This window comes from Streptomyces avicenniae (assembly GCF_000719135.1).
GTDB lineage: Bacteria > Actinomycetota > Actinomycetes > Streptomycetales > Streptomycetaceae > Streptomyces > Streptomyces avicenniae.
In genome coordinates this window covers 299,813-324,758 of record NZ_JOEK01000001.1, presented here as the reverse complement: position 1 = coordinate 324,758, position 24,946 = coordinate 299,813, and the positions used below count along the sequence as shown (strand labels likewise).

The window sequence follows — 24,946 nt, the reverse complement described above, 5'->3', positions numbered from 1 at the left end:
TCCCGAGAGTTCACCCCTGCAACGAGAGGCGAACGGAACGGTGTTCCGATGGTAAGGAGACGCCGCAGCCGCGCGCGGGGTTCCGGCGGACGGCGAAGTGACGTACGGGCCGCGGACGTTCGTCCACCGCCTGTCCCCCGCGCGCTCACCTCGCGTGACGGACCGGCCCGTTCCGTCGCACACGTCAGCGGGGCGCGTCGGGCGCAGATTCACCCGAGCGGGTGGTTTGGCGTCAGCACTCTGTAACGCCAATGGGCAGCCGGAATGCTGGCGGGGTGACTCAGCCCTTCCACCTCCCAGCGTTCTACACCCCCTATCCCGCGAGGCTGAACCCCCATCTCGAAGAGGCCCGCGCCCACACCAGGCGCTGGGCGCGCGACATGGGGATGCTCGAAGGATCGGGGATCTGGACCGGGCGCGACCTCGAAGCCCACGACTACGCGCTCCTGTGCTCCTACACGCACCCCGACGCGTCCGCCGCCGACCTGTGCCTGGTCACCGACTGGTACGTGTGGGTCTTCTTCTTCGACGACCACTTCCTCGAACTCTTCAAGCGCACGCAGGACCGGCCGGGAGGCAAGCGCTACCTCGACCGGCTCCCTGCGTTCATGCCCATGGACCTCGCCGCCGGGATGCCCGAGCCGACCAACCCCGTCGAGGCCGGGCTCGCCGACCTGTGGTCCCGCACCGTCCCCGCCATGTCCCCCGCCTGGCGGGGGCGGTTCGCCGAGAGCACCGAGCACCTCCTCAACGAGTCGCTGTGGGAGCTGTCCAACATCAACGCGGGCCGCATCCCCAACCCCGTCGAGTACATCGAGATGCGCCGCAAGGTCGGCGGGGCGCCGTGGTCGGCCGGGCTCGTCGAGTTCGCGGCGCACGCCGAGGTCCCCGCCGAGGTGGCCGCCGACCGGCCGCTGCGCGTGCTGCGCGACACGTTCTCGGACGGCGTCCACCTGCGCAACGACCTCTTCTCCTACCAGCGCGAGGTCGAGGAGGAGGGCGAGTTCAGCAACGGCGTCCTCGTCCTGGAGACCTTCTTCGGCTGCTCCACGCAGGACGCCGCCGAGGCGGTGAACGACCTGCTGACCGCCAGGCTCCAGCAGTTCGAGCACACGGCGCTGACCGAGCTGCCGTCCCTCTTCGCCGAGCGCGGCATCGGCCCCGACGGCGTCGCCGACGTGCTGGCGTACGTGAAGGGCCTCCAGGACTGGCAGTCGGGCGGCCACGAGTGGCACCTGCGCTCCAGCCGGTACATGAACGACGGCGGGGCGGCGGCCGAGGGGCGCGGCGGCAGCCGGGTCGGCGCCCTGCTCGGCCTCGGCGGGCTCGGCACCGGCACGGCCGACATCCGCCTCACCACGCGCCGCGCGGAAACGGCGCGGGCCCGCCGCTTCAGCCACACCCCCTACCGGCGGGTCGGGCCGTCGCGGCTGCCGGACTTCGAGATGCCCTTCACCACCCGCCTCAACCCCCACCTGCCCGCCGCGCGCCGCAACACCGTGGCCTGGGGCCGTGCGATGGGGATGCTGAACGAGGCGCCCGGCGTCTGGGACGAACGCAAGCTGGACGGCTACGACTTCCCGCTCTGCGCGGCGGGCATCCACCCGGACGCCGCCGCCGAGGACCTCGACGTGTCCTCGCAGTGGCTGACCTGGGGCACGTACGGCGACGATTACTACCCGGTCGTGTTCGGGCGCACGCGTGACCTCGCGGGCGCGCGGCTGGCGACCGAGCGCCTGAGCGCGTACATCCCGGTGGAGGACCCGTCGGCCACGCCCCCGCCCACCAACGCGCTGGAACGCGGGCTGGCGGACCTCTGGCGCCGCACGGCGGGGCCGATGACGCTGGACCACCGCCGCGTCTTCCGGACCACCATCGAGGAGATGACGGCCAGTTGGGTGTGGGAACTGGACAACATGGCGCTGCACCGCGTCCCGGAGCCGGTGGACTACCTGGAGATGCGGCGGCGGACGTTCGGCGCCGACTTCACGATGAGTCTGTGCAGGCTGCGGCGCGGGCAGACCCTGCCGCCCGAGGTGTACGCGAGCGGGCCGCTGATCTCGCTTGAGCGGGCCGCGGCGGACTACGCGGGGCTGATGAACGACGTGTTCTCCTACCAGAAGGAGATCGAGTTCGAGGGGGAGATGCACAACGGGATCCTCGTCGTGCAGAACTTCTTCGACTGCGACTATCCGACCGGGCTCGCGATCATCGACGATCTGATGAAGTCGCGGATGCGTCAGTTCCAGCACATCGTCGCGCATGAACTGCCGGTGGTGTGTGCGGATCTGGGCCTGGACGATCAGGCGCGGGCGGCGCTGGACGCGTACGTCACCGACCTGGAGAACTGGCTCGCGGGCATCCTCATCTGGCACCGGGGCTGCCGCCGCTACCGCGAGGAGGACCTCGGGCACGGGCCGCTCGGGGCGCCGTCGGGGCTCGGCACCTCGGCTGTCAGGCCCTGGGCGCGGCAGGCGGGCTGACGGGGCCGGCGGGGACGGGTCGGCCGGGGCAGGGCCGGGTGCCGGGCACGGCCGTGCCCCGGCCGCCGCTCGATCGGCGCCCGCCGGCGCGCACCGGCGCACCACCGCCCGTACCGCACTCCGGGCGGTCGGTGCGCCGGGGCTTATAACACATGCCAGAGGGCTAGGGAAAGGTTTCCTCAGTCGCCCTGTCGCGGACTGTAAGTACGCCTGTACGCTACGTAGCGTGCACATGGATGAGACCTTTTTCGCAGATCCGTACGGGCCGTACGCCCGGCTGCGGGCCGGCGGCTCCGTGCACCACGTCACGGGACCGGACGGTGCGCCGGCCTGGCTGGTGACGCATTACGCGGACGTACGCGCCGCGTTGCAGGACCCCCGGCTCTCGACCAACGCGGACCACAGCAACGGCTGCGGCTACCGCGGACTCCCCCTTCCTCCCGCCCTGCGCAACGATCTGCTGCACCTCGACGGGTCCGACCACACCCGGCTGCGCCGACTGGTCTCCCACGCCTTCACCCGCCGGTCCGCCGACTCCCTGCGCCCCGCCGTGGAGGCCCATGCCGAGGAACTGTTCGACGCCGTGGCGCCCACCGGCCGGGCCGACCTGATGGCCGACCTGGCGCTCCCGCTCCCGCTGCGCGTCATCAGCGACATGCTCGGGCTCCCGCGCGAGGAGTCGGCCGAGGTCGCGGAGTGGACCAACTCCCTCCTGATCCCCGGCTGTCCCGGGGCGGCCCGCGCGGCGATAGCACAGGCCGTCGAGCAGCTGCGGCGGGTCATCGCCGCGAAGCGGCGACGGCCGGGCGACGACCTCCTGACGGCGCTGATCGACGCGCGGGACGAGCAGGGCAGACTGACGGAGGACGAACTGATCAGCGTCGCGTTCATCGTCCTGGCCGCCGGACACGAGACGACGGCCAGCTTCATCGGCAACGGTGTCCTCGCCCTGCTCCACCCGCGCACCCACTGGGAACGCCTCAGGGCCGAGCCCCAGTTGCTGCCCGCGGCCATCGAGGAACTCCTGCGGTTCGACGGCCCCCTGCCCCTGGCCATCCGCCGCTTCGCCACCGAGGACATGCGGATCGGCGGCGTCGCGGTCGCGGCAGGGGACTCGGTGATCCTCTCCCTCGCCTCGGCCAACCGCGACGAGCGGCGCTTCCCGCAGGGCGACCGGCTCGACCTCGACCGGGGCGGCCAGGGCCACCTGTCGTTCGGGCGCGGCATCCACCTCTGTCTCGGCATCCCGCTCGCCCGTGTCCAGGCCGGGATCGCGCTGTCCACCCTGCTGCGGCGCGCGCCGGGGCTGGAGACGGCCGTGCCGCCCGACGAGCTGAGGTGGCGGCCGTCCCACCGGACGCGGCGGCTCGAATCCTTGCCCGTCAGCTTCTGACAAGTCATCACATCACGAAAGGCGAATCGATTTTGTTGATGCCCATCCGCCGTCAGCCGCTCCATCCGCGCTCGGACGAGCTGGAGGACCAGGCGTACGCCTGGGCCGCGGCGCGCGGCCTGGTGCCGGACGGGGGGGCGCGCCGGCTGGCGGCCTCGCGGGTCGTCACCCTGGCCACCAGCTACTACCGCACGGCCGGTTACGCCGAGATGGCCGTGCTGGCGCGCTGGTACGTCTGGCTGCTGACGCTCGACGACTGGTTCGACCACGCCGGGCGGCTGCCGCGCGGGGTGCCCCGTCCGTTCCACGAGGCGCTGGTCCGTGACCTGTGGCCCGTCACGGCCGAGGGTGCGCCGGGTGGCTGGCGGAATCGTTTCGCGCGCCACCTGCGGGAGTGTGTGGCGGGTTACCGGTGGCAGGCGGGGGTGCGGCTCGGGGCCGTGCCGGTGCCCGATGTGGCCGGGTATGTGGCGTGGCGGCGGCGCTCGTTCGGGGCCTACCCGGTGTTCGACCTGGTCGAGTACGTGGAGCGGCAGACGTTTCCCGTGCGGCTGGCCGAGGGGCGCGCGGCCCGTGCGGCGGTCGCGGCGGCGAGCGACGTCATGGCGTGGACGAACGACGTCCACTCCCTGCCGCGTGACATACGGGCGGGCGAGACGGCGAACCTGGCCGTTCTCGTCCGGGCGCGTGACGGGGGCGGCTGGCCGGAGGCCCTGGCGGAGGTGGACCGCATGACGACGGCCCGGGTCGTGGACCTGCTGCGCGCCCGCGACGAACTGGCCGAAGCGGGCCGCCAGGGACGGCTGCTCGGGGCGCGCGTCACGGGCGCGGTGCGGGGGGCGTGGGACTGGCACCGCGACAGCGCGCGGTACCGCGAGGAGGAGCCGGTGACCGTGCCGCCGTCCTCGACGGGGTGGACGACGGCGGGGTGGACGACGGCGGGGCGGTAGGGCGTGCGCGGCGGGCCGTGGGGGCGGAGGTTGAGGAAAACGGACGTTCGTCTTCTTGAGCTGCTGCCCGCTGGTGGCGAATAAAAAACGAACGCTCGTTTTGCAACCTCTCGCCGAACTCCGCGGCGGGTAGGGGCAGAACGAGCGTTCGTTTTGTGCTGGCGAGCCCGGGGCGGTGGGGGCGAGCGAATGTTCGTTTTGCTTACGCCCGCCCCCGCCCCCGGTCCTGCCCGCCGACCGGCCCCGGTCAGCGGTGCGTCGGCTCCGGCTCGCGGTTCCCGGCGGGCGCCGGGGCGGGCGCCACGTCCGCCGCGTCCCCGTGCTCCAGCCGGGGCAGCCACCCCAACCAGCGGGGCAGGTACCAGCTGCGCTCGCCCAGCAGCGCCAGCAGGGAGGGCAGCAGCACCATCCGCACCACCGTGGCGTCCACGAGCACGGCCACCGCGAGGCCGACGCCCATCTGCTGCATGTCCTGCATCCGCAGCAGCGCGAACACCGAGAAGACCGCCACCATGATGGCCGCCGCGCCCGTGACCGGCCCGGCCGTGGCCCGTATCCCGTCCCGGATCGCCTCCCGCGTCGAGAGCCCCCGCTCGTGCGCCTCCCGGATCCGGGAGACCACGAACACGTGGTAGTCCATGGACAGTCCGAAGAGGATGACCAGCACGAACAGCGGCATCCACGCCTCGATCGCGCCCACCTTCTCGGTCCCCAGGGCCTCCGCCCCCCAGCCGTGCTGGAAGACGGCGGTCATCGTGCCGTAGGCCGCGCCGACCGACAGCAGGTTGAGCACGATCGAGACCAGCGCGACCGGCAGCGAGCGGAAGCAGACCAGCATCAGCAGGAACGTCACCGTCGCGATGAAGAGCAGCACGGGCACGATGTCGCTGCCCAACTGGTTTGTGAAGTCGAGTGATTCGGCCAGGTTGCCCGCGATCAGGGCCTCGCCCTGCTCGCCGAGGGTGCCGGGCACGATGTCGTCGCGCAGGACGTCGAGCGCCGCCTTGGACGCGTCGTCCGTGCCGTTGCCCGCCAGCGGGACCGAGATCCGGACGACGCCCTGGTCCTCGTACGTGTCCACCGTGACGCGGTCGCCGAACCGCCCGGCGTCGGCGATCTCCTGCCGGAACGAGGCGAGCGCGTCCTCGAAGGCGGGCGCCGTCACGTCGTCCGCGCGGACCACGACCTCGGCGGGCTCGGGGCCGCCGGGGAAGGCGCCGGTGATCTCCCGGAAGGCGATGGTCAGTTCGGAGTCGGAGCCGAACTGCTTCTCCATGCCGAGCTGTTCCGTCTTCATACCGAGCGCGGGCGCGCACATCACCAGCAGCACGGCGCTCGCGGCGACCGCGAAGAGCCCTGGCCGCGCCAGCACCGGCCGCATGACCCGCCCCGACAGCCCGCCCGACCGCTCGCCGCGCCGCTCGCCGCCCCGCCCACCGGCGCGCTTCCCGCGCCTGGCCCGGCCGAGGAACGGCAACCGCCCGGCGTTCACCCGGTCCCCGAGCCAGGCCATCGTCGCGGGCAGCACCGTGACCGACCCCAGCATCGCCATCACCACGACGAGGATGGTCGCGACCGCGAATCCGTGGAACAGGCTGAGCCCGGACAGGAACATCCCGGACATCGCCAGCAGCACCGTGCACCCCGACACCAGCACCGCCCGGCCGCTCGTCGCCGCGGCGATCCGCAGCGCCGTCCCGGCGTCGCGCCCCGCCGCGCGCTCGTCCCGCTCGCGGCGCAGGTAGAAGAGGCAGTAGTCCACGCCGACGGCCAGGCCGACGAGGAACATCACCGAGTTCGTGGCCTCGTCCAGCGGCACCTGGTGGCTCACCACGGCGAGCAGACCGAACGTGCCCACGCAGGCGGTGAGCGCCAGGAAGACGGGCAGCAGCGCGGCAACCAGCGCGCCGAAGACCACCAACAGGATGCCGAGGGCCAGGGGCACCGCGGTGAACTCGGCCGTGCGCAGGTCGTTGGACAGCATCTCGCTGAGCTGTGTCCCGGCCGTCGCCTCCCCGAACCCGTAGTACTCCAGCTCCGGATGCGCCGCCCGCGCCTCGTCGATCGCGTCGAGCACGGGCTCCGCGCGGTCCACCGCCGTCTCGGGGTCGCCCGCTATCTGGTAGGTCAGCAGTCCCTCAAGGCCGTTCTCCGAGGCCACCGGCTCCTGGAGGGCGGCGGTCCCGCCGGTCGCGTCCAGGGCGTCCGCGAGTTCACCGGCCGCGGCGCGCCAGCCGTCCGGGTCCTCGCTGCGCAGCATCACCATCTCTCCGGCGGGCTCCTCGATCCCGGCGTCCTCCAGGATCTGCGCGGCGCGGCCCGAGTCGCCCGTGCCGTACTCGGCGCCGGAGAGCTGCCTGGTCCCGGTGGCCGATCCGGCGACGACGGCCACCACGACGAAGAGCAGCCAGCCGATGATCGCGGTCTTGCGGTGGCGGGTGCTCCAGCCGCCGAGGCGTACGGCGAGACCGGGCCGGGTCCGGCCGCCCGCCGGGGGAGTGTGGTGTGTAGGCGTCATGGCTCACACGCTAGGAATCGCGGCGGCCGGTCCCCAGCCGTCTGAGTGCCCGTCCGGTGGGACGCAAGGCGACTTCGGGGGTGGTGCAAAGTACACCCCCGGGAGGCGTGTCAGGGCGGCTGACCTTCCCGGGGCGTACGGGAAGAGTGGTCCACGTACTCACCGAGCGGCGGTCGCCCGGTGCGGTGGACGGAAGGACGACTGATCATGACGACGCTCCGGGACACCCTGGTCGCCCCGCTCCGCGGGTTCGCCGTCTCCCTGGTCGCGGTGGTGTGCTCCGCGCTGCTGTTCAGCGTCGCCCTGACGTCGGTCGCGCTGATCCCGGTCGGCATCGGCCTGTGGACGACGCCGCGGGTCGTCCGGCTCCTCGACCGGTACGCGGCCTGGCGCGGCGACCTCGCCGCGCGCTGGGGGAACGTCGCGATCGCCCCGCCGCCGCCCGCCAACCGGCTGCTCCCGGCCCGTCACCTGGGCTGGCTGCTCTTCGACATGACCGCGGTGTGCGCCCTGGCGGCGCTGCCCCTCGGGCTGATCGCGCAGGGGCTCTTCGGCTTCGTGCTGGCGGCCGGTGTGTGGGAGCCGATCTACGACGCCGGGGGTACGCAGTGGTACGCCTTCATCCCCGTGGACTCGCAGGACACGGCGAACCTGGCGGCGGCGCTCGGTGTGGTGTCGCTCGCCGCGGGGCTGGCCCTGGGACGTCCCGTGCTGCGGGCCGGCCTCCGGACGGCGGGCCGTACGCCGGTCGCCGCCTGAACCTCCCCGACGATGCCCGGCCGTGGCGGACCACGGCCGGGCACGCGTCCGTCTTGACCTCAAGTGACCTTGAAGGGGGACGCTCGGCATGCCGGGCAGGTCCGGCGGACAAGGAGCACTCCCATGCGGCACTTCCCCTCGACGACCGTGCGCGACTGGCTCGACGCGGTGGCGCGTCCCCTGGACGTGACGGCCGCCGACGCCCCGGCCGACGATCCGCGTCCCCTGCTCCACCTCACCCGTGACGCGGGCGTGGTGGCACTCGGTACGGCGGTCCGCGCGGCGCGTGAGCCCTCGGTCGCCGCCCACCGGGCGCTGCGGACACTGGTCGAGGAGGCGGGCTTCCGCGCGCTGCTGCTGGAGGGGGACGACCCCGTGCGGACCGGCGTCGCGGCGTACATCGCGGGGGAGGGCGACGACCCCGACACGCTGGTCGCCACGGCCCGCACCTTCTGGCGCACCGAGGACATCGTTGTACTCCTCCGCTGGCTGCGTGCCTTCAACGCGCGGCACCCCACGGACCCGGTGCGCTTCGTGCCCGTCCCCGACGGGGGCGGCGACGTCGAACGCGCCTTGGCCGACGGGGCGTCGGACTGGCACGGACGCACCGGTGACCGCGTCGTCCACTGGGGTGGCTACGCCCACACCGCCGCCGCCCCCATCGGCGAGCGGCGCACGGCGGGAAGCCTGCTGCGTGAACGGCTCGGCGCGGCGTACGTCTCGGTCGGTATCACGTTCCACCACGGCCTGATCCCGGTGCCGTTGGACCCGCCGGGGCCCGAACTGGCCGAGGCCGTGCTCGGCACGGCCGCCGCGGACGCGTACCTGCTCGACCTGACCGCGACCGAGGGGGCGCCGCAGGCGGTTCTGGACTGGCTCACAGGACCGGCGCGCGTACGGATCATCGGCCCTGACCCGATCCACCCGGGGATCGCCTCGGGCGCCTCCCTGCGCGACTGGTTCGACGCACTGGTGCACATCCGTGAGCTGACCCCGGCCCGCCCGTCGGTGACGGGGCACCGCTGACGGTTGAACGTGCCGTTCACCCCGGCCCGTTCACCCCGGCTGGTTCGCCCCGGCTGGTTCACCCCGCGCCGTTCGCCCTGGCCCGTTCAGCCTGGATCATTCAGCTCCGGCAGTTCGCCCCGGCCCGTACGCTCCGGCCCGTTCACCCCGCGCCGTTCAGCCCGGGCCGTTCACCCCGCGTCGTTCGCCTCACGGCGTTCCCGTCCGGCCGCCGAACCAGCCGTCCGAGCCGAGGAGCCCGTGCCGCCGCACCGGCCCGCCCACGGCGCCGGGCGCCGGGCCGCGCTCGCGCGGCGGCGTCGCCTTCGGCAGCCCGTCCCGCCGCGCGCCGCCGGGGCGCGGCGCGGGCCACGGATCGTCCCGCCCGGTCCGCCGCGCCAGTTCACGGACGCGCGCCCCGTACGTCCCCACGGCGGGCGTCGTGTGCTCCGCGCAGAACGCGCGCATCAACACGCCGTCCGGGTCGGCCGCGTCGTAACGGGCCCACTGCTCGGTCAGGTAGAGGAACGCCGCCCTGCTCCCGCTCCAGCACAGGCCCGCGTCCAGCGCCGCCGCCAGCGCCTCCGCGTCCCGCCCCGTCGCGGCGATCCGGCAGACCTCGTCCTGCGCACTCCCCGTTGTCAACGAGCGCAGCGCCCGGCGGCAGGCGTCGGTGAACTCTCCCGACGTGGCGAGCCGCGCCCCGCCGAGCAGCGCGCCGACCGTCCCGGCGGCGCCCCGCGCGCCGACGTAGTCGGGCACGAGGTCGAGCCGCCCCTTCAGGACGGCGAGCAGGACGCCAGAGCGCGTCGCGTGCACGCTGAACCCGCCGCCGTCCACGGGGGTCAGCGGCAGTCCGGGGTTCGCCAGGCAGGCGCGGGTCAACGGCGAAGGGCGGCCGTCCGCGTCCCACAGCGGCCCCGTGGTGCCGCGCAGCGAGACGCCGTGCAACTCCGCGTCGGCGTGCCGCACGAACTCGCCTTCGAGCACCCGCAGCAGCCCCGGATGCCCGCTGCGGCCCAGCAGGCGGACGCCCGCCTCCCGCACCTCCTCGTCGTCCGCGCCGCACGCGGCGGTGACGAACCAGGTCAGCAGCCCCCGCCCGCGCGTCCCCGCGTAGGCGGTCAGGCGTAACCCGCCGCCGGGCGACGGCCCGCCGAGGAACGCGAGCAGCCCCGCCGTCAGCACGCCGTCCCTGCTGTCGCGCCACGGGCCCTCGACGGCGTCCGCCAGCCGCTCCAGCACGTACGTGAGCACGTCGGGATCGGCGCACGCGACCTCCAGGGCCGCCCGCAGCGGCACGGTGACCCGCTTGTCGCGGGCCCGCGCCAACAGGCTTATGGCCGAGGTCAGTTGAGAATCCGACGGCGGGCGGCGCCGCCGCCGGACGCGGCGGCAGAGCCGCGCCGTGGCCCGGCGTGAGGCCGCGCCGCCTTCGCTCCGCAGGGCCCGCGCCACGAGCCGGTCCGGCTGTCCACCACGCATGCCGCTCATGGTCCTGAGCGGCGGGCGCGGCGACAAGGCCGCCCCGGCCCGCAGCGCGTCGTTTCAGCCGAGCATCGCCTCGATCAGGTCGGCCGCCCGCGCCGTGCCGCCCTCCGCCCGCGCCGCCGCCCGCAGTTCGGCCGAACGGCGTGCGACCGCCGGGTCGCCGGTGAGCGCGAGCAGCGCCGCCCGCAGCGCCTCGGCCGTCGCGTCGGCGGTGTCGATGCGGCGCCCGACCCCCAGCTCCACCAGCCGGTCGGCGTTGGTGAACTGATCGACGGCCTGCGGCACCGCGATCATCGGCACCCCGGCGTACAGGCCCTCGCTGCTGCCGCCCATCCCGGCGTGCGTGACGAACGCGTCGGCCTGCTCCAAGATCGCGAGCTGCGGCACCCAGGGGTGGACCTCGACGTTCGGCGGCACGTCTCCCAGCTCGGCCGGGTCCGTGTGCTTCCCGATCTGCAGGACCACGTGCCAGCCCGGCAGCCCGCCGAACGCCGCGACGCACTGCCGGTAGAACTCCGGCCGCCGCGTGAACGCCGAGCCGAGCGAGACCAGCAGGACCTTCACGTCCCTGGCCGGGCGCGTCCAGCCGCCCTGGTCCGTGCGCGGCGCGAAGCAGGGGCCGACGAACGTCACCCGCTTCCCGTCCACCCGGTCCGCGTTCGGCTGCATCGCGCGGGGGATCAGCGCCAACGCCCGCTCGGGGCGGCCGAGGAACGCGTCCAGGTCGGTCGTCACGGCGCCGCTCCCGGCGAGCCAGTCCGTGTACTTCGCCTGGAACGCGTCGGCCCCCGGCAGGCCCCACAGGAGCGCCCCGACCTCCTCCTCGTAGCCCTCCCAGGAGACGTAGGTCGGCGACAGCTGCACGCAGGGGCGGCCCTGCGACTCGGCGAGGGCGCGGGCCGCCATCAGACCGATGTCGTAGAGGTAGAGGTCGGCCGGATCCCGGTCGTAGAAGGCCCGGAGCTGGGGCAGGGCCTGGATGCCGTCGTCCAGGAAGAGGTCCATGGAGGCGATCGGGTCGTCGGGCCAGACGTTGTCGGCGACCGGCAGTCCGGACGTGCACGGCACCAGTTCGGCGCCGGTCGGGGCGATCAGGTCGGCGACGGCGGGGTCGTTCGCGTACGTCACCCGGTGGCCGCGCGCGACCAGTTCACGGATGACTTCGAGGCTGGGGAGGGTGTGGCTGACGGCCGGGATACCGGCCATGGCGATGTGGGCGCGGCGGGCGCGCCGGACGGGGCGTGACATGGGGAACCACTCGTCTCAGGTCGTTACGGGCATGACGGACGGCGCGCACCGGCACATGTGCACTCGGCGGGCCGAGGCGTGCGGGCGCGGGGGCGGCGGCGAGGCCGCGCCGGTCCGTTCAGCCGTAGATCTGGGCGAGGAAGAACATGGGAGCCAGGTTAGCCCGGTACGGGCGCGGTGCCCACCCCGCCCCCCGCCTCGGACGGTGGCAGGTCGCGCAGCCAGTCGGGGCGTGGCCGGTCGGCGCGTCCCGGCGCGGGCCGCCAGGTGTCGAGGGCGTGCGCGGCGACGGCGGCGAACCGTTCCGCCAGCGCCTGGACGTCCGCCGGTGCCGCGCGCCAGGTCCGCTCGCCCGCCGTCGTGGGGTCGAGGAGGGCGCGCCAGCGGCCGGTGGCGGCGCGTTCGGCCCATTCGGCCGCCGCGTTGACGCCACGTTCCGGGGCGGCGCCGAGGGTGCCGAACCAGGCTTCGGGGAACGCACGGACGTCGGGCGGCAGGGCGTCCAACTCCCCTGCGACCTCGGCCCGCACGTCCTGCGGGGTGCGTCCCGCGCAGAGGAGGCGGCAGATGCGGGCGGCCAGCAGCGCGCCGTCGAAGCGGGACAGGTCGTCGTCGGCCAGTTCGGTCAGCAGGTCGGGGGCGACGGCCCAGGGCAGGGTGCCGAGCAGCAGGTCGCGGACGACGTTCCCGGCGGGTGTGCCGGTGGTGAGGGTGACGACGGCGCGGTGGCGGTCGGGGTGTGTCAGCAGCACGTCGCGCCACATGGTCTGCCAGGCGTTCAGCGCGGCGCGGTGCCGGGAGACCCAACTGCCCAGGTCCTCGCCGTCGCGCAGGGCGGCGGGGGCGTCGGGGAGGAGGCGGACGGCGGCGGCGAACACCTCGTCGTCCAGCGGGGGGCCTGCAGAGAGTAGCGACTGCGGGGGAGTGGGCGCGTGCAGGAAGTCGGGTGTCATGCAGGGGGGTTCGCCGGTGCGGCGGGCGAGTTCGTGGGCACCGTACGGGCCCCAGTCGCGCAGTTCCGCGGGGGTGCACGCGCGCAGGACCGTGTCGCGTAGCGGGTGCGGGGGGTCGGGGGCCGTGCGCAGGGCGCGGTGGAGCGTGGTGAGCAGCGCGTCGCGTTCCGGGCCGGCGGGTGTGTGGGGGAGGGCGGCGGCAGCCTGGGCTATCGGGGAGGGGGCGGTCATGCGTCGGGGCCCTTGCGTTCGGGCCACAGCAGACCGGCCACGGACAGCGCCCCCCAGCCCACCGACACGGCGACGGCGCCCCAGCGGCGGGAGCGCCCGGGGAGGGTGCGGCCGAGCAGCACGGCGTCCCCCGCGTCGGCGGCGATGCGCAGTGCGGCGGCCGTGACCAGAGCCGGGCCGCGTGGGGCGAGCAGCAGTGCCGCGCCGCTGGCGGCGTCGCGCAGGCCCACCGGGCGGAGGGAGATGCGTACCGGCTCCTCGTTGCCCAGTCCCGACGGGAGGCCCAGGAGGCCGGGGCGGGCCGTCACCGCCGCTCCGTACGCGGCGGTGGCGGCGCCGACGGCGCGTAGCAACCGAACGTTCATGCGCGCCAGTATCCTCCCCGTCCGCCCACCGTCCCGGAGGCCAGGGGCGCGGCGGGCGCGTTTCTGTGTCATGTACCGCCCGTTCTCCGGGCCTTCCCGATCGCCTGCGACGCCTTCCGGCCGTGCCCGGTCACGGGGGTGACGCGCCGCGTCGGGCGGCCTGCTCGCGCAGTGCGGGCAGGTCGGACAGCCGGTCGAGGTTCTTCACGGTCCGCGCCATGCGGTAGTGGTGCCCGAAGTGATCGCGGTGCCGGTCGAGGAACGCCCAGTACCCGACCGTGAACGGGCAGGCCCGATCCCCCGTGTGATCGCCGGGCCGGTAGGCGCAGCCGCCGCAGAAATCGCTCATCCGGTTGATGTACGCACCGGCCGACGTGTACGGCTTCGTCGCCATCAGCCCGTCGTCCGCGTACTGGGACATGCCGACGACGTTCGGCAGCATCACCCAGTCGTAGCCGTCCACGAACGACCGGTGGAACCACTCCGTCAGCGCCGCCGGGTCCCACCCGTCCTGCAACGCCCTGCTGCCCAGCACCATCAGGCGCGGGATGTGGTGCGTCCACCCCGTGTCGCGCACCTGCGCCAGCACGGTGGACAGGCAGCGCGCGGTGACGGCGTCGGCGTCCAGCTCCTCGAACCACCTGGGGAGCGGCTCCGTGTGACCGAGCGCGTTGTGCGCCCGGTACTCCTCGCCGAAGTGCCAGTAGAGCTGCCACACGTACTCGCGCCATCCGGCGACCTGCCGCACGAAGCCCTCCACGCTGCTCAGCGGCGCATGTCCCGCGCGCCATGCCCGCTCCGCCTCGGCGACGCACTCGGCGGGGTGCAGGAGGCCGAGATTGAGCGCGGCGGACAGGCGGCTGTGGCTCATCGCCCCGTCCGCCGCCAGCATCGCGTCCTCGTAGGGGCCGAAGTCCGCGAGCCGGTGCCGTACGAAGTGGCGCAGCGCCGCGCGTGCCTCGTCGCGTGTGGCCGGAAACCGCCGTGGCCCGTCCCGGCCGGTGAACGTCACGAGGCCCTTGCGTTCCCACCGGTCGAGGTCGTGGCGCACCTCGTCGTCGATCGCGTCCTCGTCCGGTGCCCACACCTCCCCGGCCTCCAGCGTCTCCTGGCCCCTGGGCGGTGGCTGCCGGTTCTCCTGGTCGAGGTTCCACGTGCCGCCCGCGGGCTCGTCGCCGTCCATCAGCAGCCCGTGCTCACGCCTGACCCAGCGGTAGAAATCCTCAAGCCGCGCGCCGCCGACCCGATGCTCACCCGCCCACGCGCCGAACCGCTCGCGCGAGACGATCCAGCCGCGCTCCGGGAGCACGTCCACCCGGTCCAGGCGCGTCACGAACTCCAGCGCGCGCCGCGACGTGGGCCGACACACCGTCACCCGGTCGCTGCCCGCGCCCTTCCGCAGCCCCTGCCCGTACGTGTCGGCCCGCACGTACCGCGCCCGCTCCCCCAACTCGGCGGCGCGATGCCGCATGGCCGACAGGACGAGGTGCGCCTTGGCGCGGTGGAACCGCCTTCTCGCCAGAACACCCCGCGCCTCCACCATGAGCACGGGCTCGTCCTTCTCCATCCCCTCGACAAACCAATCCCCCAATTGATCCCCGAAAACCCAACGCACAGTGTCAAGACCTCCATCGATCCGCCCTGATCCGCCAAAATAACGCTCCGGGCGTGGCGCGCCGCTCCGGGAATCGCCAGGTCTCCGATCTTTATGCGGGCGCCGTGCCGCAGAAAGGACACGGGGAAAGGCTCTGTCGGTAATTTCCCGCTACTTCACCCTCTGCGGTCCCGTCGATGGCTGTGACCTGCGGATCTCGCCGGGTATCCCGGTTTCGCCGCGCCATAAGGCTCCTGGTCCCTACAGTTTTGGTCATGACTGAAGGGGCATCGCGGAAACACGGACCGACGCTGCGCGACTTCGTCGGTGACCTGATATGGAGTGAGCTGACTTCCGATGCCTACTCCCGCTCCCACCCGCCAGGAACGATTCTGCTGCGTCAGGGGGAGAAGGGCACCCATCTGCTCGCGTTGCTCGACGGCGTCGCCAAGGTGGTGCGCACCGGTCGAAGCGGCGAGTCCACGCTGCTTGCCTTCCGGGGGCCGGGTGAACTGCTCGGAGAGGTCGCCGTCCTCGACGGCGGCGAGCGGGGGGCCACCGTGGAGACGCTCACCCGCTGCACGGTCGTCGTCGTCAAGGCCGACGACTTCCTGCGGTTCGCCACTCAGCGGGACATCTTCCCCGCCCTCGTGCGCTACGCGTTCGGCCGACTCCGCGAGTCGGACCGTGCGCGAGGCACCGGAAACGCCCTGGCCCGTCTCGCCGACACCCTGGTCAGCCTCGCGCACATGTCGGGACACCCACCGCCAGGCGCCCCCGCCCCGCTCGACCTGGCCCTGACCCGCGACGAACTGGCCCAGTACCTCGGTACGTCACGCAACACGATCACCGCCAAGCTGGCCGAGCTGGAGTCCTGCCACGTCGAGACCGCCGGACGGCGGCACATCGTCATCAACGACCTGTCCGCCCTGCGCAGGACCGCCGCCCTGCTCCGCCGATGACCCGGGCACGGCATGTGGCGGGCGTCACCGCCCGAGCGCACCGCGAGTGCACAACGCCCGGCGTCTGCTTGCCACTCTCGGACTGCGAGCGGACGACCACCGCTCGTCCACCGTGCCGACGCAGGAGCGACCACATGTCCGAGAACCTTCCCCTGCCGACGGGCCTCGTGCCCAACTCACGAAGCCGCCGGCTCCCTCCCTACCGCGGCATCGTGGCCGTGGACGCGAAGGACTTCACCGGCTTCCAGGCCGTCCAGCACAAGGAGATCAGCCGGGCCATCCCCGGCATGCTGGAGCAGTCGTTCCGGCGCGCCGGTCTCGGCGACGTCTGGGAGGACCGGCGGTTCCCCGCCTCCACCGGCGACGGCTACGTCTTCGGGTTCGACCCGGCCGCCATGCCCTGCCTCATCCACCCGTGGCTCGGGGTGCTCCAGGAGACGCTCGCCGAGTTCAACATCCACTCCGCGGGCGCCGTGCGCATCAGGCTGCGCGTCAGCCTGCACATCGGCCCGCTGCCCGACGACGGCGACGAGGCGGACGGCAACGGCACGCCGCGCAACGACACCCACCGGCTCCTCGACTCCCGTCCGGTGAAGATGATGCTCTCCTCGTCGAGCGAGAACGTCACCCATGTCGCCGCCATCCTCTCCGACCGGTGCTTCGAGGACGCCGTGGCGGGCGGCTACGCCGGACGGCACCCTGACCACTTCATCGAGGTCCCGGCGACCGTCGAGGGCAAGGTGTTCGCGCAACGGGCCTGGCTGCACGTCCCGGCCCCGTCCGGGAACCTGTACGACCGACGCGTCCTCGGCGACCGGGTGATCGACGACCTGGAGCGTCCGTCCGGCGCCCCGGGGCGCGCCGCTGCCGACCGTCCCGCTCCCGACCGTCCGGCCCCGGCCACGACCGTCTACCGCGTCGATCGCGGCTTCCAGAACAACGGCCAGGTCCACGGCGGCCAGACGTGGAACGACAACTCCACAGGGCGAGGGGACGGCGGCCGATGACGGCGGACCCGGAGCCCGTGGAACCGCCGGGTGACGAGCCGCCGCCCGACCCGCGTCCTGGCGCGGAGGAGCCCGCCGACACCGGGAGCGACGAGGAGGAGCGGGACGAACTGCGGTTCCTGGCCTCCCTGCCGCCCGAGATGGCGGCCCTGCTCCCTGACGGGGCGCTCGCCGATGTCGGCCGCCCCTTCGTGCTGGCCGCCAACAGCGTGGTCAACACCGGCCCCGTGTGGGGGGACCAGCGCCTCGACAACGACGGCCGGGGCCCCGAGGACGAGCGCACGGCACGCCCCCGGGTGGACTCCAGGGAAGGCCCCGTCTCCCCCGGCGAGATCTTCGACGCCAAGGCCGGATTCGTCGAACCCGACTGCTTCCCCGACGCGCTCGCCGAGCTGGACACCGGGCTGCTGTTCCTGATCGGCGAGCCGGACACGGGCCGCCGCACCACGGCACTCAACCTGCTGGAACGGCACAGCAACAGCCTCGACCTGCGCTCGGTGGACAGCGACCGTGACCTGACGACGTGGAAGCCGTCCCACAAGGGCACGCGCGGGTACCTCGTGGACGAGCCGGTCCTCGTCGGTTCCCTGCGGCGCGGCGACATCGACCGGCTGCGACGCACACTCGGGGACGCCGACGCGCGCATGGTCGTCGTCCTGGCCGACACACCGGAGCTACGCCGCCACTGCGTGCGTACCCTGCGCATGCCGTTCGTCCACCACGTGACCCCGTCGCCACGGCTCATCTTCGAGGCGCATCTCCGCGACGCCGTCCCCGGCAGGGCGGCCCGGGACCAGCTCCTGTCCGTACTGGACGGCGGTCTCCTCGACGAACTCCTCGGGCCCGGCACGCTCCCGGCCCACGTGGTCGAGCTGGTGGCCGCCGTCGTCGAGGGCACCACGGACCCCGACACGCTCAGGGAACGGCTCAGCTTCCTCGCGCGGGAGGAGGTGCCCGCCCTCCTCGCCGAGCTGAAGCACGATCCGGACGCGCTGTCGTTCCTCCTCGCGGCCTCGGTCTTCGAAGGGCTGGACCACCGGGTCGTCATGCAGGAGTCCGAGCGGCTCCTCGCGCTCGCGGACGGCCGGCTCGACGCCGTCACGGAAGGCGAGGCCGCACGGCAAGGCACTCGCCCCAACCCCGACTTCGTCTTCCGCCGCTCCCTCACGGAGCAACTCCGCGCCATCGGGGCGAACCCCCGCCCGCCGGAGATCCGCAGCGCCGTGGGATATCGATACACCAGCGAGCCCGTCGTGTTCACACGCCACCGGCGCGGCGAGGCAGTGCTGCGGCACGTGTGGCACGAGTACGGATCGCTCTCCACCCTGCTGACCGAGTGGCTGGCGAAGATCGAGCCGAGACCGGAGCTGACCGCCCCGGTCGGCCGCATCATGGGGCTGGCGACCCGATGGGGCGGCGGCCACCAGGCGCTCAGGCATCTGAGGGACCTCGCCCTCTCCGAGCGGCGCACCACCCGCTCGATCGCCGCCTACGCCCTCGGCCTCGCCGCCCAGGACCCCGTCCTGACGGGTGAGGTCAAGCACCGGCTCGTGAGCTGGAGCGTGGCCGCCGACTGGCGGCTGCGCTCCACCGTCGCTCTCGCCTGCGCGACCGACTTCGGGCTGTCGAGGCCCGATCAGGCGCTCACCCTTCTCGCGCACCTGCCGCGCCCGCAGGACGCCGAGCAGGGCGTTCCGATCTCCTCCGGCATCCGCGAGGCGCTGCTGTCCCTCTTCGACGGCGGGCACGAGAGCATGGTCGTCCGCGAGCTGTTCACGTGGCTGGCCGGTGAGGACCTGCGGACGGCGCTCGCGCTCGACACCTTCGACCAGGTCCTCCGGCACCGGACGCACTGGTTCGCGCGGGAACTCCTCGGCCCGGACGGCAACCGGGACCGGCTCATCGGCCTCGTCCGCCGCATGCTCGACGACGACGAGCGGTTCGCGGGCACGAGCGTGGCCGTGGTCCGGCTCTGTGGCAGGGCCACATGGCAGGCCTCCCTGCGCCCGGCGGTCGAGATCCTGCTGTCCGCCCTGGCGGCGGAGATGACGCACGGTGCCCTGCGCCTCTTCGTACAGATCCGGCAGAACCAGGAACGCGACCTGTTCGGCAAGGACATCGCCGAGCGCGCCCTGGCAGCCTGGCGCACCGGCCAAGCCCGGCCGCAGGGCGCCGACCACACCACCGGGAGGACCGTATGAACGCCGCAGTTCCCCAGCCCCTCTACACCGCCGGTGCCCACGCCCCCTGGCTGGAGATCATCGGGCACCGTCTGTCCGGGCACACGGACCGCGCGCTCGTGCTGCTCGACAGGGACGGCCGCCACAGCGTCCGCTGGCCGCGGGCGCGGAGGAAGAAGGAGGCGATGGCGGTACGCACGGGGCTGGAGCGGCCCACACCCCGCAGGCCCGCCAGCGGCTACGAGGGCGCTTTCCGCGTCCTCGTCGGGGAGCATCACGCCACCCGGGCGATCCGCCTGCCCGGGCAGTACGGTCCTGCCGAGGCGGCGGACATCCGCGTGACCTGGTGGGTCCACGACCCCGCGCAACTCGTCAGGACGGGGACCGAGTACGGGTGGCCCGTGGTCGCGCGCGACCTGGACACCCGCCTGCGGAACCTGGAGAACTCGTACACCACCGCACGCCGTGTCCTCGGGCCCGACGAGGTGGCCCACCACCTCTCCCTGCCGCACGAGCTTCCGGACCGCGGGCTCAGCTACCGGGTCGCGCACGTCCACTCCCGCGAGGCGGACGGCGAGTTGCTGCTCACCCAGCCGGGCGGCGCGGGCTACCCGGCCGAGTGGTCGGCCGCCCACCGCGAGCAGTACAGCTTCTGTGCCGAGGCCATCAGGTCGGGGCCGGTGGCGCTCGCCGCCCTGTGGCTGCTGCGCAGGCCGGACGAGATCCGGGACGTCCTCGACTGGCGTGTCGGCAACGGGCATCTGGTCAAGGAGGAGACCAACTGGCAGGACGAGATGGCCGGGCTGCTCGGGATGCTGTCGGAGGAGGAGCGCGAGGAGGTGTCCAAGCTGCTCCGTGACCGGCTCCTGTCGATCGGTCGCCGTGTCGGCCATGACGCGCCGGGGGACGACTGGCCCCCGCGGTGAGGCGGGCGGTGGTCGCCCGCGGCCGTCAGGCTTCCGGGCGGGCGACCCTGCTGCGGAAGACCTGGCGGTAGGTCTGGGGGGAGACGGAGGTCGTGCGGGTGAAGTGGTGGCGGAGGTTGGCGGAGGTGCCGAAGCCGCAGCGGTGGGCGATGGTTTCCACCGGGGCGTCCGTCGTCTCCAGCAACTCCTGCGCGTGACGGACGCGTTGCTGGAGCAGCCACTGCAACGGGGTCGTGCCGAGGCGGTCGCGGAAACGGCGAGCGAACGTTCGTTCGCTGAGGTGGGCGGCGCGGGCCATGGCGCGGACGGTCAGGGGTTCGTGCAGGCGCTCCTGCGCCCAGTGCAGGACGGGCGCCAGCTCGTCGGCCCGTCCTGGGGGCGGGGCGGCCGAGCGCGCGTACTGCGCCTGGTCGCCCTCGCGGTGCGGCGGGACGACCATGCGCCGCGCCACCTCGTTCGCCACCGCCGCGCCGTGGTCCTCGCGGACCAGGTGCAGGCACAGGTCGATGGCCGCGCCCGTCCCTGCCGAGGTGAAGACCGGCCCGGAACGCGTCCAGAGCGCGGCGGCGCGGACGTCCACGGCGGGGTAACGGTCGGCGAGGTCGGGGGCGTTCATCCAGTGCGTGGTCGCGTCGCGCCCGTCGAGGAGCCCCGCCGCGGCCAGGAGATAGGCCCCGGCGCACAGCGAGACGATCCGGCGGCCCCGTTCGTGGGCCGTGCGCAGCGCCGCGAGGAGCGCCGGTGGCGGGTCGAGCTGGACCGTGCGCGAGCAGGCCGGGACGAGCACGGTGTCGGCGTCCGCGAGCGCGGCCCACGGGTACGGCGTGTCCGCCCGCAGCCCCGCCGCGACGGGCACGGAGGCGCCGTCGCCGCACATCCGCAGCTCGTACCAGGGATCGACGAGGTCGGGCCTGGCCAGGCCGAACACCTCGCACGGCACGGCGAGCTCGAAGATCGGCGCACCCTCGGTCACGGCCAGCGCGACGACATGACGGCCCATGGCGGTAATTTAGCGGAGCACGGCAATTCTGCCCATGGTGTGCGCCGGGCCCCGCCGCGACGCTGGCCTCCATGACCCCATCCGCCGCGCCCCACGGGCCTCGCGAACCCCACGCCCCCCGGGAACAGCCCGCCACCGGCCGCCTCTCCGCCGTCCAGGGCACCGCCCTGTACGTCGGCGCCGTCCTCGGCACCGGCGTCATCGCGCTCCCCTCCCTCGCCGCCGAGGTCGCGGGCCCGGCGTCGCTGCTCGCCTGGCTCGGGCTCGTCGTGCTGTCCGCGCCGCTGGCCGCGACGTTCGCCGCGCTCGGGGCGCGGCATCCCGACGCGGGCGGCGTGGCGACGTACGCACGCCACGCGTTCGGCGAACGGGCGTTCGCTGTCGTCGGCTGGTGTTTCCTGCTGGCCGTGCCGCCCGGCGCGTCCGCCGCCGCGCTGTTCGGCGGGGCGTACGTCGCGGCGGCGTTCGGCGGCGGGACGACGACCACGGCCGTCACCGCGCTCGTCCTGATGACCGGCGTGACGGCGGCCAACGCGGCCGGGCTCAAGGTCACCGGCCGCCTCCAGACGGTGCTCGCCGTCCTCCTCGTCGTCCTGCTGCTGAGCGCGGTCGCCCTGTCCCTGCCGGACGCGCGGGCCGCGCACCTCGAACCGTTCGCCCCGCACGGCTGGACGGCCGTCGCCCCGGCGGCGGCGCTGCTCGTCTGGAGCTTCGCGGGCTGGGAGGCGATCACGCACCTGGCCGGTGAGTTCCGCCGCCCGGCGCGTGACCTGCCGAGGGCCGCCGGTGCGGCCGTGGTGATCGTCGGGGCGCTGTACCTGCTCGTGGCGTTCGCCGTGATCACGGTCCTCGGCCCGGCCGCCGGGGACACCGAGGCGCCGCTCGGGGAGCTGATGGCCCGCGCGATGGGCACGGACGCCCGCTTCCCCGCCGCTGCCGCCGCCGTCCTCCTCACCACAGGCGCCATGAACGCGTACTACGCCGGGGCCGCCAACCTCGCCGCCGCCCTCGGCCGCGACGGCGCGCTCCCGCCGTGGCTGTCTCGCGGCAGCGCGGCCGGGGAGATACCGCGCCGGGGCCTCGGCCTCGTCGCGGCGCTCGGCCTCGCGTCGCTCACGGCGGTGCTGGTGACGGGCGTCGGCACCGACCGGCTCGTCCTGCTGACGACGGGCTCGTTCGTGACGGTCTACGCCGTCGGCGTCGCCGCCGCCCTGCGCCTCCTGCCCCGCCGGACGGCCGGGCACCGCGCGGCGGTCGTGGCGTCGGGGGCGGTGGTGCTGATGGTGGCGATGTCCGGGGTGTACCTGCTGTGGCCGCTCGCCGTGGCGACGGCCGCGCTGCTGTACCGCGCCCGCCGGGTGCGGCGCGCTGTTCGGGAGCCGCTGCCCGAGCCCCGGGTCGTCGCGCCGAGGCGGCCGTCCGAGTAGCCGCCTCGGCGGGGGGCGTCACGGGGCCGGGGAGGGGCGGTTGTCCAGGTGGTCCCGCAGGAGCGAGACGCCGCCGGGGACGCACTCCTCGCAGATCCGCAGGTGGTTCGCCCGGTTACGCGCCTGCGCCGCGCGCAGGCGTGCGGCGGCGGCGTGCACGGCGTCCGGCGCCGACGCGTCCTCGGGGAGACGTTTCAGCGCCCGGCGCAGCGCGCCCATCAGCCGGGCCATCTCCCGGTGTTCGCGGTTGAAGACGCCGGAGAACCCCGGGCCGACGAACGGCGGCTCCATCGTCGGCCGCACCCGGTCCCGGTAGGTGCCGGGGTCGGACGACGCGGCGTACGTCATCGCGGCGGTGGCCGCGTCGTACAGCGGGACGAGGCGGTCGATGAGGGCCACCAGCCGCGCCGAGTCGGCCGTCGCGGCGGCGGCGAGGGCGGCGTCCAACAGGGTGTTCATCAGGGTCAGTTGCAGGTGGAAGATCTGGTGCCCGAGCCGCCAGCGCACGAGCGCCGGATCGTCGTCGTGGCCGCTGTCGGCATCGGTGCCGGGGCCGCTCGGCGACGGCGGGGCCTCCCGTACGCGGGCACCCGCCGTGAGGGCGGCGTCCGCCAGGAGCGCCATGCCGGTGAGCAGGTCGGCGCGGTCCCGGTCGCCGAGCCCCGCACGCGGCAGGTCCGCCAGGAGCGCCCGCTGCGCGACGAGCAGGGTGCACGTCCAGCCGTCCAGGTCGGGCGCGGCGCGGTCGATGCGGAAGTACGCCTCGTACGCGCCGACATCGGCGGCGGCCTGGGCGGGGAAACGCAAATCGTCGGGAAGTGGCAGGCCGGTCACGGCAGTTCCCCGTCACGGCACGCGGCGGAGGCCAGCTCCTCGACGCGCCCGTGCAGCCGGTCGAGGTACGGCTCGGCCTCCGGTTTCATCAACACGCTGCGCAGCACGGCCGTTTCCTCCGCGTCCACCACGGCGTCCCCCCGGCGGGCGGCGAACGCGTCGGCGCCGATCCGGGCGGTGCTGACGTACACCGGGTCCTCCTGCCCGCCGCGCATGCCCGCCCGCAGCACGTGCTCGCTCGCCGCCGTGATCCGCTTCAGCGAGGGCGGGTTGACGCGCGGGTGGTAGGTGACGATGTCGAGTTCCGGCGGTTGGAAGAGGTCCAGGTGCGGCGAGGCGGCGATACGTTCCGCCCACCGCAGCGCCGTGCGCCTGCCCGCCGCGACGACCTCGCCGAGCCCGTCCCTGGTGAGCGGGAAGAGCCGCAGCGTCAGCCACAGCGCCGCCGCGCTCGCCCCGGCGCGCGAGCACTCCAGGCTGATCTCGCCCAGGTGCGGGCGCGACGAGGTGAAGTACGTGTACGGCGAGTCGTGCCGGTAGAAGCGCTGCACCGACGGGTCGCGGAAGAGGACGGCGCCGCAACCGTACGGCTGCATCCCGTGCTTGTGCGGATCGACCACCACCGAGTCGCAGCGGCGCAGCGCCCGCCACGGGGCGGGGTCAACGAGCGGTGTGCCGTGCGGGACTTCGTCGGCGAGGAGGGCGAAGAAGCCGCCGTACGCGGCGTCCACGTGGACGCGCACCCCGGCCGGTTCCGTGAGGTCGAGGACGCGGTGCACCGGATCGACCGCGCCGAGGCCGGTCGTGCCGGTGGTGACGACGACGGTGCCGATCCGGCCGCCGTCCAGGAGCCGTTCGAGGGCGGCGACGTCCATGCGGCCCCGGTCGTCCGTGGGGACGGCGTGCCCCTCGACGCCGAGGAGGTGGCACATGCGGGCGTGCGTGTAGTGGCTCTCCGCGCTGTACGCGATCCCCTTGCCCGGGTGGGTCTCGCGGGCGACGAACAGCGCCTCCAGGTTCGCGACCGTGCCGCCGCCGGTGAGGTGGCCCAGGTGGTCGCCGGGGAAGCCGACCATCGTGGCGAGCGCCGCGACGACCTCCTCCTCCAGCGCGGACGTCGCCGGACCGCCGTCCAGGGCATGATTGTTGGGGTTGACGAGCATCGCGGCCAGGTAGCCGGTGACGGCGACGGGGTGGGGCGGCTTGAGCATCTGCCCGGCGTAGCGCGGGTGGAAGAACGGGTAGCTGGTGCCGAGGCGTCCGGCGAGTTCGGCGAAGGCGGTGGACAGCGCCTCGTCGTCCACGGCGAGCGCCGGATGCCCGGGGCGCGGGCCGTGGCCGTCCGCCCACGCGGCGTGCGTGTCCACGGCCCGGCCGAGCCAGTGGTGGAGATCCATCCGGGGCCTTCCCTCTCGGTGCTCCGGGTGTGGTCAACCGCTGATCAGTACACCCGCTGAGCCGACGGTAGGGGCGGCGCGGGAGGGGCCTTGTCGGCTTCGCGGAACGCGCCGGGGAAACGCGCTCCATCGGGTGACGCGCGCCGAACGCGTGGGGCAGCGGGCCGCGTTCGTTCGAGTCGGCACCCGTGCGTAGCAGGTCCACCCGAACGGGTGACGCTCG

The 24,946-nt window shown here is 73.9% G+C and carries 19 protein-coding genes; 10 read left to right on the top strand and 9 right to left on the bottom strand.

Going from position 1 to position 24,946, the window contains the following annotated elements; all coding sequences use genetic code 11:
- The first annotated feature begins 275 nt into the window (after positions 1-275).
- The 3 genes from IF27_RS01470 (at position 276) to IF27_RS01460 (ending at position 4,826) form a co-directional block, all read left to right on the top strand.
- On the top strand, positions 276-2,483 hold the full coding sequence (locus tag IF27_RS01470; protein WP_052847382.1) for a terpene synthase family protein: 2,208 nt from the start codon (positions 276-278) through the stop codon (positions 2,481-2,483).
- Positions 2,484-2,715: 232 nt separating this feature from the next.
- A complete protein-coding gene (locus IF27_RS01465; protein WP_052847381.1) occupies positions 2,716-3,876 on the top strand; it encodes a cytochrome P450 family protein in 1,161 nt (386 codons plus the stop codon).
- Between the two features lie 38 nt (positions 3,877-3,914).
- A complete protein-coding gene (locus IF27_RS01460) occupies positions 3,915-4,826 on the top strand; it encodes a terpene synthase family protein (protein ID WP_052847380.1) in 912 nt (303 codons plus the stop codon).
- Between the two features lie 247 nt (positions 4,827-5,073).
- On the opposite strand, the gene IF27_RS01455 is transcribed toward IF27_RS01460, so the two are convergent.
- Positions 5,074-7,344, bottom strand: coding sequence for an MMPL family transporter (locus IF27_RS01455; protein ID WP_110945424.1), 2,271 nt, complete (start codon positions 7,342-7,344; stop codon positions 5,074-5,076).
- Positions 7,345-7,551: 207 nt separating this feature from the next.
- On the opposite strand from IF27_RS01455, the gene IF27_RS01450 reads away from it, so the two are divergent.
- Positions 7,552-8,103 (top strand): hypothetical protein, encoded by a 552-nt coding sequence (locus tag IF27_RS01450; protein ID WP_052847379.1) that lies wholly within the window; start codon positions 7,552-7,554, stop codon positions 8,101-8,103.
- A gap of 123 nt (positions 8,104-8,226) precedes the next feature.
- A complete protein-coding gene (locus tag IF27_RS01445) occupies positions 8,227-9,129 on the top strand; it encodes an erythromycin esterase family protein (protein ID WP_052847378.1) in 903 nt (300 codons plus the stop codon).
- Between the two features lie 189 nt (positions 9,130-9,318).
- On the opposite strand, the gene IF27_RS01440 is transcribed toward IF27_RS01445, so the two are convergent.
- The 5 genes from IF27_RS01440 to IF27_RS01420 form a co-directional block, all read right to left on the bottom strand.
- Positions 9,319-10,593, bottom strand: a complete 1,275-nt coding sequence (locus tag IF27_RS01440; RefSeq protein WP_190232757.1) for a hypothetical protein — start codon at positions 10,591-10,593, stop codon at positions 9,319-9,321.
- 63 nt (positions 10,594-10,656) lie between these two features.
- On the bottom strand, positions 10,657-11,847 hold the full coding sequence (locus IF27_RS01435; protein ID WP_052847376.1) for a macrolide family glycosyltransferase: 1,191 nt from the start codon (positions 11,845-11,847) through the stop codon (positions 10,657-10,659).
- Between the two features lie 158 nt (positions 11,848-12,005).
- Positions 12,006-13,031: a hypothetical protein gene (locus IF27_RS01430; protein ID WP_052847375.1), complete on the bottom strand. Its 1,026-nt coding sequence runs from the start codon at positions 13,029-13,031 to the stop codon at positions 12,006-12,008.
- Positions 13,028-13,396 carry a hypothetical protein gene (locus IF27_RS01425; RefSeq protein ID WP_052847374.1) on the bottom strand — a complete coding sequence of 123 codons (369 nt, stop codon included), beginning with the start codon at positions 13,394-13,396 and terminating at the stop codon, positions 13,028-13,030. The genes IF27_RS01430 and IF27_RS01425 overlap by 4 nt, the downstream gene beginning before the upstream one ends.
- A gap of 130 nt (positions 13,397-13,526) precedes the next feature.
- On the bottom strand, positions 13,527-15,011 hold the full coding sequence (locus IF27_RS01420) for a cryptochrome/photolyase family protein (protein ID WP_223290866.1): 1,485 nt from the start codon (positions 15,009-15,011) through the stop codon (positions 13,527-13,529).
- Between the two features lie 254 nt (positions 15,012-15,265).
- Between IF27_RS01420 and IF27_RS01415 the strand changes: the two genes are divergently transcribed.
- The 4 genes from IF27_RS01415 (at position 15,266) to IF27_RS01400 (ending at position 20,065) form a co-directional block, all read left to right on the top strand.
- Positions 15,266-15,952: a Crp/Fnr family transcriptional regulator gene (locus IF27_RS01415; protein ID WP_223290865.1), complete on the top strand. Its 687-nt coding sequence runs from the start codon at positions 15,266-15,268 to the stop codon at positions 15,950-15,952.
- A 134-nt stretch (positions 15,953-16,086) separates the two neighbouring features.
- Entirely contained in the window at positions 16,087-16,959 is an 873-nt protein-coding gene (locus IF27_RS01410; RefSeq protein WP_052847372.1) for a hypothetical protein, read from the top strand.
- Entirely contained in the window at positions 16,956-19,160 is a 2,205-nt protein-coding gene (locus IF27_RS01405; protein ID WP_052847371.1) for a hypothetical protein, read from the top strand. Before IF27_RS01410 ends, IF27_RS01405 begins: the two co-directional genes overlap by 4 nt.
- Positions 19,157-20,065: a hypothetical protein gene (locus tag IF27_RS01400; RefSeq protein WP_110945422.1), complete on the top strand. Its 909-nt coding sequence runs from the start codon at positions 19,157-19,159 to the stop codon at positions 20,063-20,065. The genes IF27_RS01405 and IF27_RS01400 overlap by 4 nt, the downstream gene beginning before the upstream one ends.
- Before the next feature lie 25 nt (positions 20,066-20,090).
- Here the strand turns inward: IF27_RS01400 and IF27_RS01395 are convergent, their stop codons facing one another.
- Positions 20,091-21,065 (bottom strand): GlxA family transcriptional regulator, encoded by a 975-nt coding sequence (locus tag IF27_RS01395; RefSeq protein ID WP_052847370.1) that lies wholly within the window; start codon positions 21,063-21,065, stop codon positions 20,091-20,093.
- A gap of 71 nt (positions 21,066-21,136) precedes the next feature.
- On the opposite strand from IF27_RS01395, the gene IF27_RS01390 reads away from it, so the two are divergent.
- Positions 21,137-22,492 (top strand): APC family permease, encoded by a 1,356-nt coding sequence (locus IF27_RS01390; RefSeq protein WP_110945421.1) that lies wholly within the window; start codon positions 21,137-21,139, stop codon positions 22,490-22,492.
- Between the two features lie 18 nt (positions 22,493-22,510).
- Here IF27_RS01390 and IF27_RS01385 read toward each other — a convergent pair whose 3' ends face one another.
- Positions 22,511-23,326 carry a hypothetical protein gene (locus IF27_RS01385; RefSeq protein WP_052847369.1) on the bottom strand — a complete coding sequence of 272 codons (816 nt, stop codon included), beginning with the start codon at positions 23,324-23,326 and terminating at the stop codon, positions 22,511-22,513.
- Positions 23,323-24,723: a pyridoxal phosphate-dependent decarboxylase family protein gene (locus IF27_RS01380; protein ID WP_052847368.1), complete on the bottom strand. Its 1,401-nt coding sequence runs from the start codon at positions 24,721-24,723 to the stop codon at positions 23,323-23,325. The genes IF27_RS01385 and IF27_RS01380 overlap by 4 nt, the downstream gene beginning before the upstream one ends.
- Positions 24,724-24,946 lie beyond the last annotated feature (223 nt).

Bases quoted from the DNA above. Each gene is read 5' to 3' on its own strand.
- IF27_RS01400 (WP_110945422.1), top strand. From the start codon at position 19,157: ATGAACGCCGCAGTTCCCCAGCCCCTCTACACCGCCGGTGCCCACGCC.
- IF27_RS01430 (WP_052847375.1), bottom strand. From the start codon at position 13,031: ATGACCGCCCCCTCCCCGATAGCCCAGGCTGCCGCCGCCCTCCCCCAC.
- IF27_RS01390 (WP_110945421.1), top strand. From the start codon at position 21,137: ATGACCCCATCCGCCGCGCCCCACGGGCCTCGCGAACCCCACGCCCCC.
- IF27_RS01465 (WP_052847381.1), top strand. From the start codon at position 2,716: ATGGATGAGACCTTTTTCGCAGATCCGTACGGGCCGTACGCCCGGCTG.
- IF27_RS01395 (WP_052847370.1), bottom strand. From the start codon at position 21,065: ATGGGCCGTCATGTCGTCGCGCTGGCCGTGACCGAGGGTGCGCCGATC.
- IF27_RS01435 (WP_052847376.1), bottom strand. From the start codon at position 11,847: ATGTCACGCCCCGTCCGGCGCGCCCGCCGCGCCCACATCGCCATGGCC.
- IF27_RS01445 (WP_052847378.1), top strand. From the start codon at position 8,227: ATGCGGCACTTCCCCTCGACGACCGTGCGCGACTGGCTCGACGCGGTG.
- IF27_RS01425 (WP_052847374.1), bottom strand. From the start codon at position 13,396: ATGAACGTTCGGTTGCTACGCGCCGTCGGCGCCGCCACCGCCGCGTAC.
- IF27_RS01410 (WP_052847372.1), top strand. From the start codon at position 16,087: ATGTCCGAGAACCTTCCCCTGCCGACGGGCCTCGTGCCCAACTCACGA.
- IF27_RS01380 (WP_052847368.1), bottom strand. From the start codon at position 24,723: ATGGATCTCCACCACTGGCTCGGCCGGGCCGTGGACACGCACGCCGCG.
- IF27_RS01460 (WP_052847380.1), top strand. From the start codon at position 3,915: ATGCCCATCCGCCGTCAGCCGCTCCATCCGCGCTCGGACGAGCTGGAG.
- IF27_RS01440 (WP_190232757.1), bottom strand. From the start codon at position 10,593: ATGCGTGGTGGACAGCCGGACCGGCTCGTGGCGCGGGCCCTGCGGAGC.
- IF27_RS01405 (WP_052847371.1), top strand. From the start codon at position 16,956: ATGACGGCGGACCCGGAGCCCGTGGAACCGCCGGGTGACGAGCCGCCG.
- IF27_RS01450 (WP_052847379.1), top strand. From the start codon at position 7,552: ATGACGACGCTCCGGGACACCCTGGTCGCCCCGCTCCGCGGGTTCGCC.
- IF27_RS01415 (WP_223290865.1), top strand. From the start codon at position 15,266: ATGACTGAAGGGGCATCGCGGAAACACGGACCGACGCTGCGCGACTTC.
- IF27_RS01455 (WP_110945424.1), bottom strand. From the start codon at position 7,344: ATGACGCCTACACACCACACTCCCCCGGCGGGCGGCCGGACCCGGCCC.